The organism is Streptomyces sp. CHD11, from assembly GCF_018638295.1.
Taxonomy (GTDB): domain Bacteria; phylum Actinomycetota; class Actinomycetes; order Streptomycetales; family Streptomycetaceae; genus Streptomyces.
The window spans coordinates 290589-305748 of the sequence record NZ_JABTTS010000010.1 but is presented as its reverse complement, the minus strand read 5'-3'; the positions used below and the strand labels follow the sequence as shown (position 1 = coordinate 305748).

Annotated in this window: 12 protein-coding genes; all 12 read right to left on the bottom strand. The window is 71.7% G+C overall.

The features are described from left to right. Positions 1 to 27: 27 nt before the first annotated feature. The 12 genes from HTV45_RS14320 to HTV45_RS14265 all read right to left on the bottom strand — a co-directional run bounded on the left by HTV45_RS14320 (position 28) and on the right by HTV45_RS14265 (position 15157). Complete coding sequence (locus HTV45_RS14320; protein ID WP_215206114.1) at positions 28 to 2175, bottom strand: primosomal protein N'; 2148 nt, start codon at positions 2173 to 2175, stop codon at positions 28 to 30. A 339-nt stretch (positions 2176 to 2514) separates the two neighbouring features. Beyond that, on the bottom strand, positions 2515 to 3723 hold the full coding sequence (gene metK / locus HTV45_RS14315; protein ID WP_215206113.1) for a methionine adenosyltransferase: 1209 nt from the start codon (positions 3721 to 3723) through the stop codon (positions 2515 to 2517). A gap of 238 nt (positions 3724 to 3961) precedes the next feature. Beyond that, entirely contained in the window at positions 3962 to 5164 is a 1203-nt protein-coding gene (coaBC, locus tag HTV45_RS14310; protein ID WP_215206112.1) for a bifunctional phosphopantothenoylcysteine decarboxylase/phosphopantothenate--cysteine ligase CoaBC, read from the bottom strand. A 122-nt stretch (positions 5165 to 5286) separates the two neighbouring features. Further along, positions 5287 to 5559 carry a DNA-directed RNA polymerase subunit omega gene (rpoZ, locus tag HTV45_RS14305; RefSeq protein WP_004933985.1) on the bottom strand — a complete coding sequence of 91 codons (273 nt, stop codon included), beginning with the start codon at positions 5557 to 5559 and terminating at the stop codon, positions 5287 to 5289. 62 nt (positions 5560 to 5621) lie between these two features. Next, the gene (gene gmk, locus HTV45_RS14300; protein ID WP_215206111.1) at positions 5622 to 6215 is read right to left on the bottom strand and encodes a guanylate kinase; all 594 of its coding nucleotides are present in this window, start codon (positions 6213 to 6215) and stop codon (positions 5622 to 5624) included. Positions 6216 to 6275: 60 nt separating this feature from the next. Then, positions 6276 to 6599, bottom strand: coding sequence for an integration host factor (locus HTV45_RS14295; RefSeq protein WP_003977346.1), 324 nt, complete (start codon positions 6597 to 6599; stop codon positions 6276 to 6278). Between the two features lie 255 nt (positions 6600 to 6854). After that, entirely contained in the window at positions 6855 to 7700 is an 846-nt protein-coding gene (pyrF, locus tag HTV45_RS14290) for an orotidine-5'-phosphate decarboxylase (RefSeq protein ID WP_215206110.1), read from the bottom strand. Continuing rightward, positions 7697 to 8803, bottom strand: coding sequence for a quinone-dependent dihydroorotate dehydrogenase (locus tag HTV45_RS14285; RefSeq protein WP_215206109.1), 1107 nt, complete (start codon positions 8801 to 8803; stop codon positions 7697 to 7699). Before HTV45_RS14285 ends, pyrF begins: the two co-directional genes overlap by 4 nt. Before the next feature lie 52 nt (positions 8804 to 8855). Then, complete coding sequence (gene carB / locus HTV45_RS14280) at positions 8856 to 12167, bottom strand: carbamoyl-phosphate synthase large subunit (RefSeq protein WP_215206108.1); 3312 nt, start codon at positions 12165 to 12167, stop codon at positions 8856 to 8858. Further along, positions 12160 to 13317, bottom strand: coding sequence for a glutamine-hydrolyzing carbamoyl-phosphate synthase small subunit (carA, locus tag HTV45_RS14275; protein WP_215206107.1), 1158 nt, complete (start codon positions 13315 to 13317; stop codon positions 12160 to 12162). The genes carB and carA overlap by 8 nt, the downstream gene beginning before the upstream one ends. Beyond that, complete coding sequence (locus HTV45_RS14270) at positions 13314 to 13874, bottom strand: hypothetical protein (RefSeq protein ID WP_215206106.1); 561 nt, start codon at positions 13872 to 13874, stop codon at positions 13314 to 13316. The genes carA and HTV45_RS14270 overlap by 4 nt, the downstream gene beginning before the upstream one ends. Then, positions 13871 to 15157, bottom strand: coding sequence for a dihydroorotase (locus HTV45_RS14265; protein ID WP_215206105.1), 1287 nt, complete (start codon positions 15155 to 15157; stop codon positions 13871 to 13873). Before HTV45_RS14265 ends, HTV45_RS14270 begins: the two co-directional genes overlap by 4 nt. Between the last annotated feature and the right edge of the window lie 3 nt (positions 15158 to 15160).

Below are 15160 nucleotides of genomic sequence, written 5' to 3'. Positions count from 1 at the left end.
TTGCACGGCCGGTCCGGTCCGGACGGGTCAGCCGATGTCGAGTGGGTCGACGCGGACCCACACCGGATCGCCCCCGCCCTTGGCCATGCGGGCCGCCTGGGCGGTCTTCAGCGCCGCGGCGAGCGCGGCGCCGTGCCCGGGGGGCACCCGGACCAGTGCCCGGTCCCACTGTTCGCCCGGCGGGGGTGCGCCCGGGCGCCGCGGGCGGCCGGGCGCGGTGACCGGCAGGGGCACCGGGCCCAGGACCTCCGCCCGGGCCGGCAGCTCCACCGCACGGAGGAACTCGGCCACCGTCTCCCCCGGCCCCGACACCGCCGCCATCCGGGACACCGGCGGGAAGCCCAGTTCGCCCCGCTCGGCCAGCTCCCGCACCGCGTGCCCCGCCGGGTCCCACCGCACCAGCGCCTGCACCGGCCGCAGCGTCGGCTCGGCGACCACCACGACGGTGCCGCCCGCCGGCTGCGGACGGACCAGTGCCGCCGCGGCGATCCAGCGGCGCAGGGCGTCCTCCCCCGACCGGAGATCGGGCCGGCCCACCATGGCCCACCCGTCCAGCAGCAGCGCCGCCGCGTAACCGCCCTCGGCCTCCGGCTCCGCCCCGGGCGTGCTCACGACCAGTGCGGGTGTCCCCGGCACCGTGTCCAGGACGTGCTCGCGCCCCGAGGTCCGTACCGGCACGGCGGGGAAGGCCCGGCCCAGTTCCTCCGCGGTCCGCCGCGCCCCCACCACCTGCGCCCGCAGCCGGAACCCGCCGCACTCGGGGCAGTGCCAGCCGCTCTCCCCGCGTCCGCACCATCCGCACCGCAGATCGTCGGCCCCCCGTGCCTCGATCGGTCCGGAGCAGTGCCGGCAACGGGCCGGAGCCCGGCACGTGGCGCACGCCATCCGCGGTACGTATCCCCGCCGGGGGACCTGGACGAGCACCGGTCCGTGCCGCAGTCCCTCCCTGACGGCCTGCCAGGCGAGCGTGGGCAGCCTGGCCGCGCGGGCGGCCTCGTCGCGCGCCAGATCCTGGTCGCCCACGGTCCGTACCAGCGGGGCGGTGGCGCGGACCCGCTCCCTCGTGGCGACCAGCGGCCTGGCCCAGCCGGTGTCCACGAGCTGGGCGGCCTCCACGCTGCAGCTCCAGCCGCCCAGCAGGAAGGCGCACCGGTCCTGGGCCGCCCTGAGCAGCAGCACCTCACGGGTATGCGGCTGCGGGGCGTGCTGCTCGCTGTGGCTGTCGTCGCCGTCGTCCCAGACGGCGACGAGTCCGAGGTCCCGTACCGGCGCGAACATCGCCGCCCGGGTCCCGATGACGGCCCGTACGGATCCACGCCGTACCGCGAGCCACTGCGCGTACCGCTTCTCCGGCCCCGCGTCGGCGGTGAGGACCGCGTGCCGGCCCTCACCCAGCAGCGCGGTGAGCGCCGCGTCGAGGCGGGCCACCGCCCGTCCGTCCGGCAGGACGGCCAGCGCGCCGCGCCCGGAGGCCAGGGTGGCCGCGACGGCCCGGGCCAGCTCCTCGCTCCACAGCGGGCCCGGCAGGGCGCTCCACACGGCCCGTGGGACGCCGCCGGCCTCGAGTGCCTCCAGGAACGCGGGCCCCTGCTCGTACCGCTCCCAGGAGCCGGGCGGGGGCGCCGGGGGCGGGGGCAGCGGAGCGGGCGAGGGGCGCTTCTCGGCGCGCGCGTTGCGCGGCGGCACGGCGAGCTGGAGAACGTCGGCGAGGCTGCCCGCGTACCGGTCGGCCACCGCGCGGGCGAGACCCAGCAGTTCCCCGTCGAGCACCGGCTCGGGCGAGACGACCTGGGCCAGCGCCGCCAGCGGACCGGCGTAGTCGGATTCGGCGAGCCGCTCGACGAGGAACCCGTCGATCAGTCCGCCGCCCTCGCGCCGGCCCTCGCGGACCCGGTGGCGGCCGGCTCCGAACCGCACCCGGACCCGTACGCCCGGCTGCGCGTCCGCGTCCAGTTCCTCGGGCACGGCGTAGTCGAAGTACCGGTCGAGATGGAGCACACCCTTGTCGACCAGGACCCGGGCGACGGGCAGCTCCCCGGCCAGCGCGGCGCCCCGCCACGTGCGCGGTTTGGCCCGGGGGACCTTCGCCTTGCGCACGCTGTCCCGGATGAGCGCGAGCTGCTCGGGCGGCGCGCCCTCCGCGCCGCCGTCCCGCTGTCCGTTCTCGCTGCTCACGCCTGCATTCTTACCAAACGGCACTGACAACGGCGCCGGGCCCGAGATCGGCCCGGGTACGGACGCTGCGCCCGGAGACGCTTCTGCCTTGGTCCACTCGGCCATGCCGGTCCGGGACCGGCAGCAGGATTCGAACCTGCGAGGGTGTCACCCGGAAGGAACCGTGCCCTTCGCACCGGGCCGCGACGCCGCTGTACCGGCAGCGTAGGACGCGCGGGCGCGGGACCGCACCGGGATTACGGCCGGCCCCGGTACGGGGGACCGCCGCCCCGGTACGCCCGCAGGCCCGGCCGCCCCTCGGAAGGGACCGCCGGGCCTCGGGCGAACACGCGGCGGGGCCTAGAGCCCCGTCGCCTTGCGCAGGGCGTCCACGCGGTCGGTGCGCTCCCAGGTGAAGTCGGGCAGCTCACGTCCGAAGTGACCGTAGGCGGCGGTCTGCGCGTAGATCGGGCGCAGCAGGTCCAGATCGCGGATGATCGCGGCCGGACGGAGGTCGAAGACCTCGTCGATGGCCTTCTCGATCTTCTCGGTGTCGATCGTGGCGGTGCCGAAGGTCTCGACGAACAGGCCGACCGGCTCGGCCTTGCCGATCGCGTACGCCACCTGGACCTCGCAGCGGGCGGCCAGTCCGGCCGCCACCACGTTCTTGGCGACCCAGCGCATCGCGTACGCCGCCGAGCGGTCCACCTTGGAGGGGTCCTTGCCGGAGAAGGCGCCGCCGCCGTGGCGGGCCATGCCGCCGTAGGTGTCGATGATGATCTTGCGGCCCGTCAGGCCCGCGTCGCCCATCGGGCCGCCGATCTCGAACCGGCCGGTGGGATTCACCAGCAGCCGGTACTTCTCGGTGTCGAGCTTGATGCCCTCGTCCAGCAGCGCCTTCAGCTCCGGCTCCACGACGAACTCGCGGATGTCGGGGGCGAGCAGCGACTCCAGGTCGATGTCGGAGGCGTGCTGGGAGGAGACGACCACGGTGTCCAGACGGACCGCCTTGTCACCGTCGTACTCGATGGTGACCTGGGTCTTGCCGTCCGGGCGGAGGTAGGGGATGGTCCCGTTCTTGCGCACGTCGGACAGGCGCTTGGACAGGCGGTGCGCGAGGAAGACCGGCAGAGGCATCAGCGTCGGCGTCTCGTCCGTCGCGTAGCCGAACATCAGGCCCTGGTCGCCGGCGCCCTGCCGGTCCAGTTCGTCGTCGTCGCCCTCGACGCGGGCCTCGTAGGCGGCGTCGACACCCTGAGCGATGTCCGGGGACTGCGCGCCGATGGACACCGAGACGCCACAGGAGGCGCCGTCGAAGCCCTTCTTCGAGGAGTCGTAGCCGATCTCCAGGATCTTGTTGCGCACCAGCGTCGCGATGTCCGCGTACGTCTTGGTGGTGACCTCACCGGCCACGTGCACCAGGCCGGTGGTGATCAGGGTCTCGACGGCGACCCGGGAGGCCGGGTCCTCGCGCAGCAGTGCGTCGAGGATGGTGTCGCTGATCTGGTCAGCGATCTTGTCGGGGTGGCCCTCGGTGACGGACTCCGAGGTGAACAGACGACGGGACACAATGCTCCCTGGGGTTGCAGCGGCTGCTGGCTGATCATGGGCGGACGGCGGGGGCTGCACCCGGGCGCCGTCCGTCGGACAGTTTATCGGTCGCGCTCGCCACGGGTCCTCCTGTCTCGCCTACCGGGAGCGCTGTGACCTGCGGCACGGGCATTCTCTCCGGGCCGGCCGAGGCGCGCCAGAGGGGCCACGCCCCCGGTGGACGAGGTCGGCGAGAGGCCAAGGGCGGACAAATCACTCATCCGAGGCGTTCGGCCACCAGGTCCCAGACGGTCTCGGCCAGGGTCTCCTTCGGGCCGTGCGCGACGGGGGTCTCGCTGCCGTCGGCGCCCAGCACCACGGCCTCGCTCTCGTCCTGGCCGAAGGTCATGCGCTCCCCCACCTCGTTCACCACCAGGAGATCGCAGCCCTTGCGCTGCAGCTTGGCGCGGCCGTTGGCGAGCACGTCGTCGGTCTCGGCGGCGAAGCCCACGATCACCTGTCCGGACCGCACCCGTTCGCCGGAGATCTCGGCCAGGATGTCCGGATTACGCACCAGGGTGATGGGCTCGGGCTCCTGTCCGTCCTTCTTCTTGATCTTCCCGGTGGCGTAGGCCGCCGGGCGGAAGTCGGCGACGGCCGCGGCCATGACCACCGCGTCCGCGTCGGCGGCGGCGCGCAGCACGGCCTCCCGCAGTTCCACCGCGGTGCCGACGGCCACGAGGTCGACTCCGGCCGGATCGGGCAGCGCGGAGTTGGCCGCGATCAGCGTGACGCGGGCGCCGCGGGCGGCGGCGGTGCGGGCGAGGGCGTACCCCTGCTTGCCGGAGGAGCGGTTGCCGAGGAAGCGGACGGGGTCGAGGGGCTCGCGGGTGCCTCCGGCACTGACGACGACATGCCGGCCCTTGAGGTCGGGCCCGGTGACTCCGCGGGCGAGCACCCGGCGGCAGACCTCGAGGATCGCGCCCGGATCGGGCAGCCGGCCCCTGCCGGTGTCGGCGCCGGTGAGACGTCCCACCGCCGGTTCGACGACGACGGCGCCCCGGGCGCGCAGCGTCGCCACGTTGTCCCGGGTGGCCGGGTGCTCCCACATCTCGGTGTGCATGGCGGGGGCGAAGACGACCGGGCAGCGGGCCGTGAGGAGGGTGTTGGTGAGCAGGTCGTCGGCCAGGCCGTGGGCGGCCCTGGCGAGCAGGTCGGCGGTGGCCGGGGCGACGACGACCAGGTCGGCGTGCTGGCCGATGCGGACGTGCGGCACCTCGTGGACGTCGTCCCAGACCTCGGTGGAGACCGGGTGTCCGGAGAGGGCGGACCAGGTGGCGGCGCCGACGAAGTGCAGCGCGGAGGCGGTGGGGACGACCCGCACCTCGTGCCCCGACTCGGTCAGCCGCCTGAGCAGCTCGCAGGCCTTGTAGGCGGCGATGCCGCCGCTGACCCCCAGGACGACCTTCGGCTTGTCCACCGTCTCTCCCCGGACCTCGGAAATGTGCGACCAGTCCCCATGAGACACCACAGGCCCGGCAGACGTGCTGCCGGGCCTGTGGAAAAGTCAGCTGCGAACCGCTGATAGGACGTACTGACCGGTTACTGGCCGGGGCCTTCGACGGCCTCGGAGGTCAGCAGTCCCGCGTTGATCTCGCGCAGGGCGATCGAGAGCGGCTTCTCGTGGACGTGGGTGTCGACGAGGGGACCGACGTACTCGAGCAGGCCCTCGCCGAGCTGCGAGTAGTACGCGTTGATCTGTCGGGCCCGCTTGGCCGCGTAGATCACGAGGCTGTACTTCGAGTCCGTGGCCTCGAGGAGCTCGTCGATCGGCGGGTTGATGATGCCCTCGGGCGCGGAGATGGAAGAGGACACGCTCTACCTTCCGATGGATGGGAAAGATTCAGTCGATCCGAGCGGTGAGCGACTGCTCACGATCACACGACCTTCATCAAGGCTAGCAGCTCGCGGGCGACGTCCCTGACGGAGGTGTTGACCAGGGTGACGTCGAATTCCGGTTCGGCGGCCAGTTCGGTCTTCGCGGCCGCGAGCCGCCGCTCGATGACCTCGGCCGACTCGGTGCCGCGACCCGTGAGCCTGCGCACGAGCTCTTCCCACGAGGGGGGAGCCAGGAACACGAGCTGGGCCTCGGCCATGGACCCGCGGACCTGCCGCGCGCCCTGGAGGTCGATCTCCAGCAGCACGGGCACACCCGCCTCCAGGTGCTCGAGCACCGCCGCGCGGGGCGTGCCGTAGCGGTTGCCGGCGAACTCGGCCCACTCCAGCAGCTCACCGTTGGCGATCAGCTTGTCCATCTCCTCGTCGGTGACGAAGAAGTAGTGGACTCCGTGCTGCTCACCGGGGCGGGGCTTCCGCGTCGTCGCCGAGACGGAGAGCCAGACCTCCGGGTGTTCCTTGCGCATATGGGCGACGACCGTGCTCTTGCCGACCCCGGAGGGGCCGGAGAGCACGGTCAGCCGCGGACGTACGTCCGGGGGTACGGGGGACGTCCCCCGGGGTGTTGCAGCCATGCGGCGATTATTCCAGCAATCCCGGGATGCCCGGGACGCCGGTCCCGGGCTGCCCGGCACTCAGGAGCCGGTACTGCCGAACTCGCGCTCCAGGGAGGCGATCTGGTTGGAACCGAGACCACGAACCCGGCGGCTCTCGGAAATGCCCAGTCGCTCCATGATCTGCTTGGCGCGGACCTTGCCGACGCCGGGCAGGGACTCGAGCAGGGCGGAGACCTTCATCTTGCCGATGACGTCGTTCTCCTGGCCCTGCTTGATGACCTCGTGAAGCGAGGCGCCGGAGTGCTTGAGTCGATTCTTGACCTCGGCCCGCTCCCGGCGAGCCGCGGCGGCCTTTTCGAGCGCGGCTGCGCGCTGTTCAGGGGTAAGGGGCGGAAGAGCCACGCCTACGTCACCTCGGATGTCGAACTGTCGGATACGGACCGGTGAGGAACCTGGTCGCCCCACACCTGGAGTCACGGGCGACAGCGTCGCCCGTTCACTCTCCGTCGGAGACTAGCGGCCAGATTCGCCTGAGTCAGCGAGAACTGCGGAAAAGTCCTGGTCAGCCTCAGCCAGGACGGGCATTACGGACAAAAGGCTGCGGATTCGAGGATGTCCGCGCAGCGCGACGACCACGGATTCCCTCGTCGGCCGGTCTCAGGCAGCCGTCACCGCGGTCCGGATCTCTTCCGCGAACCGCTCCGCGGCGTCACGCAGAGCGACCACGTCGGGACCGTGGCGCAACACTCCCCGGCTGACGTTGGGCACGACATTGCGCACCGTCCTTCCGAACACCGCCGGGAGATCGGCCGCCGTGGCACCCTGCGCGCCGATGCCGGGGGCGAGGATCGGGCCGCCGGTGTCCAGATCGTAGGAGGACAGGTCGCCGAGTGTCGCGCCGACCACCGCGCCGAAGGACCCCAGCGGCTCCTCGCCGGCGTTCTCCAGGGCAAGGTGCCCGAGCACGGTCGCCCCGACGGTACGCCCGTCGGCGCGCACCGCGTGCTGCACCTCCCCGCCCTCCGGATTGGACGTCAGCGCCAGCACGAACAGCCCGGTACCGGTCTCCCGGGCCAGCGCGACGGCCGGGCTCAGCGAGCCGTAACCGAGGTACGGGGAGACGGTGAGCGCGTCCGAGAACAGGGGCGCGTCCCTGTGCAGGAAGGACTCGGCGTAGGCGGCCATGGTGGAGCCGATGTCACCGCGCTTGGCGTCCATGACGACCAGTGCCCCGGCCGCCCGTGCCTCCTGGACCGTCTTCTCCAGGACGGCGATGCCGCGCGAGCCGAAGCGCTCGAAGAAGGCACTCTGCGGCTTGAGGACGGCTACCCGTCCGGCGACCGCCTCGACGACCGTACGGCTGAAGGTCTCCAGGCCCCTCACGTCGTCGTTCAGACCCCACTCGGCGAGCAGGGAGGCGTGCGGGTCGATGCCCACGCACAGCGGGCCCCGCTCGTCCATCGCGCGGCGCAGCCGCGCGCCGAAGGGTTCCGGAGCGGTCATACCGTTGTCCTCACGTCGGCGCCCACCGCGTCGGCGAGCGTGGCGTAGGGGCTGGTGCGCAGCCGCGCGGCGAGCCCCTTGTGCATGGCGCGGGCCCAGAAGGGGCCCTCGTAGACGAAGGCGCTGTAGCCCTGGACCAGCGTGGCGCCGGCCAGGACACGCTGCCAGGCGTCCTCGGCGTTCTCGACACCGCCCACCCCGACCAGGGTGATCCGGTCGCCCACGCGCGCGTACAGGCGGCGCAGCACCTCGAGGGAGCGTGCCTTCAGGGGGGCGCCGGACAGGCCGCCGGTCTCCTTGACGGCCGCGGGGTCGGACGTCAGCCCGAGTCCCGCGCGGGCGATGGTGGTGTTGGTGGCGATGATGCCGTCCAGGCCGAGTTCCACGGCGAGGTCGGCGACCGCGTCGATGTCCTCGTCGGCGAGATCGGGAGCGATCTTCACCAGCAGCGGCACCCGGCGGGCCGGCACGCCGCGGTCGGCGGCCTCGCGTACGGCGGTGAGCAGCGGGCGCAGGTGGTCCACCGCCTGGAGGTCGCGCAGTCCGGGTGTGTTCGGGGAGGAGACGTTCACGACCAGGTAGTCGGCGTACGGTGCCAGCCGCTCCGCGGACTTCACGTAGTCGGCGACGGCCTCGTCCTCGGGTACGGCCTTGGTCTTGCCGATGTTGACGCCGACCACGGTCCTGAAGGCGGGCGTGCGGGAGGCCAGGCGTGCCGCGACGGCGAGCGAGCCGTCGTTGTTGAAGCCCATCCGGTTGATCAGGGCGCGGTCCGCGACCAGGCGGAACAGCCTCTTCTTCGGGTTGCCCGGCTGCGGCTCCCCCGTGACGGTGCCGATCTCGACGTGGTCGAAGCCGAGCATCGCCATGCCGTCGATCCCGACCGCGTTCTTGTCGAAGCCGGCGGCGAGCCCGAAGGGGCTGTGCAGGCGCAGCCCGAGGGCCTCGGTGCGCAGCTCCGTGTGGCGCGGGGCGAGCACGGCGGCGACGAGGGTACGCAGGACGGGGACCCGCGCGACGCGGCGGATCCAGCCGAACGCCAGGTGGTGGGCCTGCTCGGGGTCCATCCGGCGGAAGAGCAGGGTGAAGAGAATCTTGTACATGGTGTCCCTCATGAAGAGGGGGACACCGTTTCCGGTGTCCCCCTGCGGGCTGCTAGTCCTCGCGGGCCGCTGTCAGATGCCGCGCGTGTTCCTGGAGCGAGCGGACGCCCACGTCCCCCCGGTTGAGCGCGTCGATGCCCTGGACCGCGGCGGCGAGCGCCTGGACCGTCGTCAGGCAGGGCACGGACCGGGCCACGGCGGCCGTACGGATGTCGTAGCCGTCGAGGCGGCCGCCGGTGCCGTAGGGGGTGTTGACGATGAGGTCGACCTCGCCGTCGTGGATGAGCTGGACGATGGTCCGCTCGCCGTTCGGGCCGGTGCCCTCGGACTGCTTGCGCACCACGGTGGCGTTGATGCCGTTGCGCTTGAGGACCTCGGCGGTGCCGGAGGTGGCGAGCAGGTCGAAGCCGTGCGCCACCAGTTCCCGCGCGGGGAAGATCATCGAACGCTTGTCGCGGTTGGCGACCGAGATGAAGGCCCGTCCCTTGGTCGGCAGCGGTCCGTAGGCGCCCGCCTGCGACTTGGCGTAGGCCGTGCCGAAGACGGAGTCGATGCCCATGACCTCGCCGGTGGAGCGCATCTCCGGGCCGAGCACCGTGTCGACGCCGCGGCCGTGGATGTCGCGGAAGCGCGACCACGGCATAACGGCCTCCTTGACGGAGATCGGCGCGTCCAGCGGCAGCTCGCCGCCGTCGCCCTTCGCCGGGAGCAGGCCCTCGGCCCGCAGTCCGGCGACGGTGGCGCCGAGCGAGATCCGCGCGGCGGCCTTCGCCAGCGGCACCGCGGTCGCCTTCGAGGTGAAGGGGACGGTGCGCGAGGCGCGTGGGTTGGCCTCGAGGACGTAGAGGATGTCGCCGGAGAGCGCGAACTGGATGTTGATCAGTCCGCGTACGCCGACACCGCGTGCGATGGCCTCCGTGGAGGCGCGCAGCCGCTTGATGTCGAACCCGCCGAGCGTGATCGGCGGCAGGGCGCACGCCGAGTCGCCGGAGTGGATGCCGGCCTCCTCGATGTGCTCCATGACGCCGCCGAGGTACAGCTCCTCGCCGTCGTAGAGGGCGTCGACGTCGATCTCTATGGCGTCGTCGAGGAAGCGGTCGACGAGCACCGGCCGGGAGGGGCTGATCTCGGTCGACTCGGTGATGTAGGACTGCAGCCGGGTCTCGTCGTAGACGATCTCCATACCGCGGCCGCCGAGCACGTAGGACGGGCGGACGAGGACCGGGTAGCCGATCTCGTCGGCGATGGTCTTGGCCTCGGCGAAGGTGGTGGCGGTGCCGTGCTTGGGGGCGGGCAGGCCGGCCTCCTTGAGGACCTGGCCGAAGGCGCCGCGGTCCTCGGCGGCGTGGATGGCCTCCGGGGGTGTGCCGACGATCGGCACGCCGTTGTCCTTCAGCGCCTGGGCCAGGCCGAGCGGGGTCTGGCCGCCGAGCTGGACGACGACGCCCGCGATCGGTCCGGCCCGCCGCTCCGCGTGGACGATCTCCAGCACGTCCTCCAGGGTGAGCGGCTCGAAGTAGAGCCGGTCGGAGGTGTCGTAGTCGGTGGAGACGGTCTCCGGGTTGCAGTTGACCATCACGGTCTCGTAGCCGGCCTCGGACAGCGCGAAGGAGGCGTGGACGCAGGAGTAGTCGAACTCGATGCCCTGGCCGATGCGGTTGGGACCGGAGCCCAGGATGATCACCGCAGGCTTCTCGCGGGGCGCGACCTCGCTCTCCTCGTCGTAGGAGGAGTAGAAGTACGGGGTGCTCGCGGCGAACTCGGCGGCGCAGGTGTCGACGGTCTTGTAGACCGGGCGGATGCCCAGCACGTGCCGCACCTCGCGCACGACGTCCTCGCGCAGGCCGCGGATCTCGCCGATCTGCTGGTCGGAGAAGCCGTGGCGCTTGGCTTCGGCGAGCAGCTCGCGCGTCAGCTCGGGCGCCGCGGCCAGCTCGTCGGCGGTCTCCTTGATGAGGAAGAGCTGGTCGACGAACCAGGGGTCGATCTTCGTGGCGTCGAACACCTCCTCAGGGGTGGCGCCCGCCCGGATCGCGCCCATGACCGCGTTGATCCGGCCGTCGGTCGGACGGACCGCCTCGCGCAGCAGTGCGGCCTTGTCACCGGGTTCGCCGACGAAGGTGAACTGGCTGCCCTTCTTCTCCAGGGAGCGCAGCGCCTTCTGGAAGGCCTCGGTGAAGTTGCGGCCGATGGCCATGGCCTCGCCGACCGACTTCATGGTGGTGGTGAGCGTGGAGTCGGCGCTCGGGAACTTCTCGAAGGCGAACCGGGGGGCCTTCACGACCACGTAGTCGAGCGTCGGCTCGAAGGAGGCCGGGGTCTCCCGTGTGATGTCGTTGGGGATCTCGTCGAGGGTGTAGCCGACGGCCAGCTTGGCGGCGATCTTGGCGATCGGGAAACCGGTCGCCTTGGAGGCGAGCGCGGAGGAGCGCGACACCCGCGGGTTCATCTCGATGACGATGACCCGGCCGTCCTCGGGGTTCACCGCGAACTGGATGTTGCAGCCACCGGTGTCGACGCCGACCTCGCGGATGATCGCGATGCCGACGTCGCGCAGCACCTGGTACTCGCGGTCGGTCAGCGTCATCGCGGGCGCGACGGTGATCGAGTCGCCGGTGTGCACACCCATGGGGTCGAAGTTCTCGATGGAGCAGACGACCACGACGTTGTCGTTCTTGTCGCGCATCAGTTCCAGCTCGTACTCCTTCCAGCCGAGGATGGACTCCTCCAGGAGCACCTCGGTGGTCGGCGAGAGGGTCAGGCCCTGGCCGGCGATGCGGCGCAGTTCCTCCTCGTCGTGCGCGAAGCCGGAGCCGGCGCCGCCCATGGTGAAGGAGGGCCGGACGACGACCGGGTAGCCGCCGAGTTCCTCCACGCCCTTGAGGACGTCGTCCATGGAGTGGCAGATGCAGGAGCGGGCGGACTCGCCGTGGCCGGTCTTCCTGCGGACCTCCTCCACGACCTCCTTGAACAGGTCCCGGTCCTCGCCCTTGTTGATGGCCTCGACGTTGGCGCCGATCAGCTCGACGCCGTACTTCTCCAGGACGCCGCTGCCGTGCAGGGAGATCGCCGCGTTGAGGGCCGTCTGCCCGCCCAGGGTGGGCAGCAGCGCGTCGGGCCGCTCCTTGGCGATGATCTTCTCGACGAACTCCGGGGTGATCGGCTCGACATAGGTGGCGTCGGCGATCTCCGGGTCGGTCATGATCGTCGCCGGGTTGGAGTTCACCAGGATCACCCGCAGGCCCTCGGCGCGCAGCACCCGGCACGCCTGGGTGCCGGAGTAGTCGAACTCGGCGGCCTGGCCGATGACGATCGGGCCGGAGCCGATGACCAGGACGGACTGGATATCGGTGCGCTTAGGCACGCTGGCCCTCCATCGGAACGGTGCTCATCAGAGAGGTGAAGCGGTCGAACAGGTAGGCGGCGTCGTGCGGGCCGGCTGCCGCTTCCGGGTGGTACTGGACGCTGAAGGCCGGCCGGTCGAGCAGCTGGAGACCCTCCACCACGTTGTCGTTGAGGCACACGTGGGAGACCTCGGCACGGCCGTAGGGGGTGTCGGAGACCTTGTCCAGCGGGGCGTCGACGGCGAAGCCGTGGTTGTGCGCGGTGACCTCGACCTTGCCGGTCGTACGGTCCTGCACCGGCTGGTTGATGCCGCGGTGGCCGTACTTCAGCTTGTAGGTGCCGAAGCCGAGGGCCCGGCCCAGGATCTGGTTGCCGAAGCAGATGCCGAAGAGCGGGGTGCCGCGTTCCAGGACCGCCCGCATGACGGAGACCGCGTGGTCGGCGGTGGACGGGTCGCCGGGTCCGTTGGAGAAGAAGACGCCGTCCGGGTCGACGGCGTAGACGTCCTCCACGGTCGCCGTGGCCGGCAGGACGTGCACCTCGATGCCACGCTCGGCCATCCGGTGCGGGGTCATGCCCTTGATGCCGAGGTCGACGGCGGCGACGGTGAACCGCTTCTCGCCGACCGCCGGGACGACGTACGGCTCGGTGGTGGCGACCTCTGCGGAGAGGTCGGCGCCGCTCATCTCGGGGGCCCTGCGCACCCGCGCGAGCATCGAGGCCTCGTCGGTGACCGCGTCACCGGAGAAGACGCCGACCCGCATGGCGCCGCGTTCCCGCAGATGGCGGGTGAGCGCGCGGGTGTCGATGCCGCAGATGCCGACGACGCCCTGGGCGGCCAGCTCCTCGTCCAGCGAGCGCGTCGAGCGCCAGTTGGAGGGGACGCGTGCGGGGTCGCGGACGACGTAGCCGGAGACCCAGATCCTCCGGGACTCCATGTCCTCGTCGTTGACGCCGGTGTTCCCCACGTGCGGGGCGGTCATGACGACGACCTGGCGGTGGTAGGACGGGTCGGTGAGGGTCTCCTGGTAACCGGTCATACCGGTGGAGAACACCGCTTCGCCGAAGGTCTCCCCCACCGCCCCGTAGGAACGGCCGCGGAAACTCCGGCCGTCCTCCAGGACGAGTACGGCGGGAACCTTGCCGGTTCCCCTGGTGGAGGTTGTCATCGTGCGCCTTCCATCTTGTCGATCATGTGGCGGAGGGTCTCGGCCCACTCGTTGTGCTCGGCCGCGTGGTCGGAGCGGAAACCGGAGTCGATCAGCCGCTCGCCGTGTGCCCAGGTGACAATCAGCAGGCCGCCCTCGGTGAGGACCTTGCCGGCGATGCCCTTGTCCAGCCGGACCTCGCGCAGCGCGTCCGCCGGGATGAAGAAGTCCTCCGCTCCGGGGCGTACGACGTCCAGTCCGGCGTCGGTGAGCGTCAGCTCGGCCCTGCTGCGGGTGCCCAGGCCGTGCGCCACGATGCGGTCGAGCCACTGACCGGCGGTCGTGGAGCCGTGGTAGCGGCCGCTCAGCTCCAGTTTCGCCGGGCCCGGGTCGTCCGGCGCGCTGTGCAGCTCCGGAAGGTCGCCCTGGAGGGTGCCTCGCCACTTCCAGCCCTCGCGCATCAGCCAGTAGACGAGCGCGACGAAGAGGGCGAGTCCGACGACCCAGCCGATCCGGGCGGCCCAGTCGGTCACTTCCGCCGATTCCTTCCCGGCGGCCAGCAGGATTACAGGTGTCACGTGAGCTTCCCGTCGACGAGCGTGGCCTTGCCCCGGAGCCAGGTGTGGGTGACACGGCCCGGCAGCTCACGGCCCTCGTACGGGGTGTTGCGGCTGCGCGAGGCGAAGCCCGCGGGGTCCACGGGGCCACGGTATGCCGTGTCGAGAAGGGTGAGGTTGGCGGGCTCACCTGCCGAGACGGGACGGCCGTGGCCCTTGGCCCGTCCGATGCGCGCGGGCCCGAAGGACATGCGGTCGGCGACGCCGGCCCAGTCCAGCAGCCCGGTGTCGACCATCGTCTCCTGGACCACCGACAGCGCCGTCTCCAGGCCGACCATGCCCATGGCGGCGGCGGCCCACTCGCAGTCCTTGTCCTCGTGCGGGTGCGGGGCGTGGTCGGTGGCGACGATGTCGATCGTGCCGTCGGCGAGCGCCTCGCGCAGGGCCATGACGTCCCGCTCGGTACGCAGCGGCGGGTTGACCTTGTAGACCGGGTTGTACGTCCGTACCAGCTCGTCGGTGAGGAGGAGGTGGTGCGGGGTGACCTCGGCGGTGACGTCGATGCCGCGGGACTTGGCCCAGCGGACGATCTCGACGGACCCGGCGGTCGACAGGTGGCAGATGTGGACGCGGGAGCCGACGTGCTCGGCGAGCAGCACGTCCCGCGCGATGACCGACTCCTCGGCCACGGCGGGCCAGCCGCCGAGGCCGAGCTGGGCGGAGACGACGCCTTCGTTCATCTCGGCGCCCTCGGTGAGCCGCGGCTCCTGCGCGTGCTGGGCGACGACCCCGCCGAACGCCTTCACGTACTCCAGCGCGCGGCGCATGATCACGGCGTCGTGGACGCACTTGCCGTCGTCGGAGAAGACCGTGACACCGGCCGCGGACTCGTGCATCGCGCCCAGTTCGGCGAGTTTGCGGCCCTCGAGCCCTACGGTGACGGCGCCGATGGGCTGTACGTCGCAGTAGCCGGACTCCTGGCCGAGCCGCCAGACCTGCTCGACGACGCCGGCGGTGTCGGCGACCGGGAAGGTGTTGGCCATGGCGAACACGTTGGTGTAGCCGCCGCTCGCCGCCGCGCGGGTACCGGTCAGCACGGTCTCGGAGTCCTCGCGGCCGGGCTCGCGCAGGTGCGTGTGCAGATCGACCAGACCCGGCAGGAGAACCCGGCCGGCGGCCTCCACGACCTCGGCACCCTCGGCGGACAGGCCGGTGCCGACCTCGGCGATCGTCCGGCCGTCGATCAGTACGTCCCGCGGCTCGCCGCCGAGGACCTTCGCACCGCGGATCAGGATCTTGCTCATGAT

Bases quoted from the DNA above. Each gene is read 5' to 3' on its own strand.
- HTV45_RS14265 (WP_215206105.1), bottom strand. From the start codon at position 15,157: ATGAGCAAGATCCTGATCCGCGGTGCGAAGGTCCTCGGCGGCGAGCCG.
- gmk (WP_215206111.1), bottom strand. From the start codon at position 6,215: ATGGCTGCAACACCCCGGGGGACGTCCCCCGTACCCCCGGACGTACGT.
- carA (WP_215206107.1), bottom strand. From the start codon at position 13,317: ATGACAACCTCCACCAGGGGAACCGGCAAGGTTCCCGCCGTACTCGTC.
- HTV45_RS14285 (WP_215206109.1), bottom strand. From the start codon at position 8,803: ATGTACAAGATTCTCTTCACCCTGCTCTTCCGCCGGATGGACCCCGAG.
- pyrF (WP_215206110.1), bottom strand. From the start codon at position 7,700: ATGACCGCTCCGGAACCCTTCGGCGCGCGGCTGCGCCGCGCGATGGAC.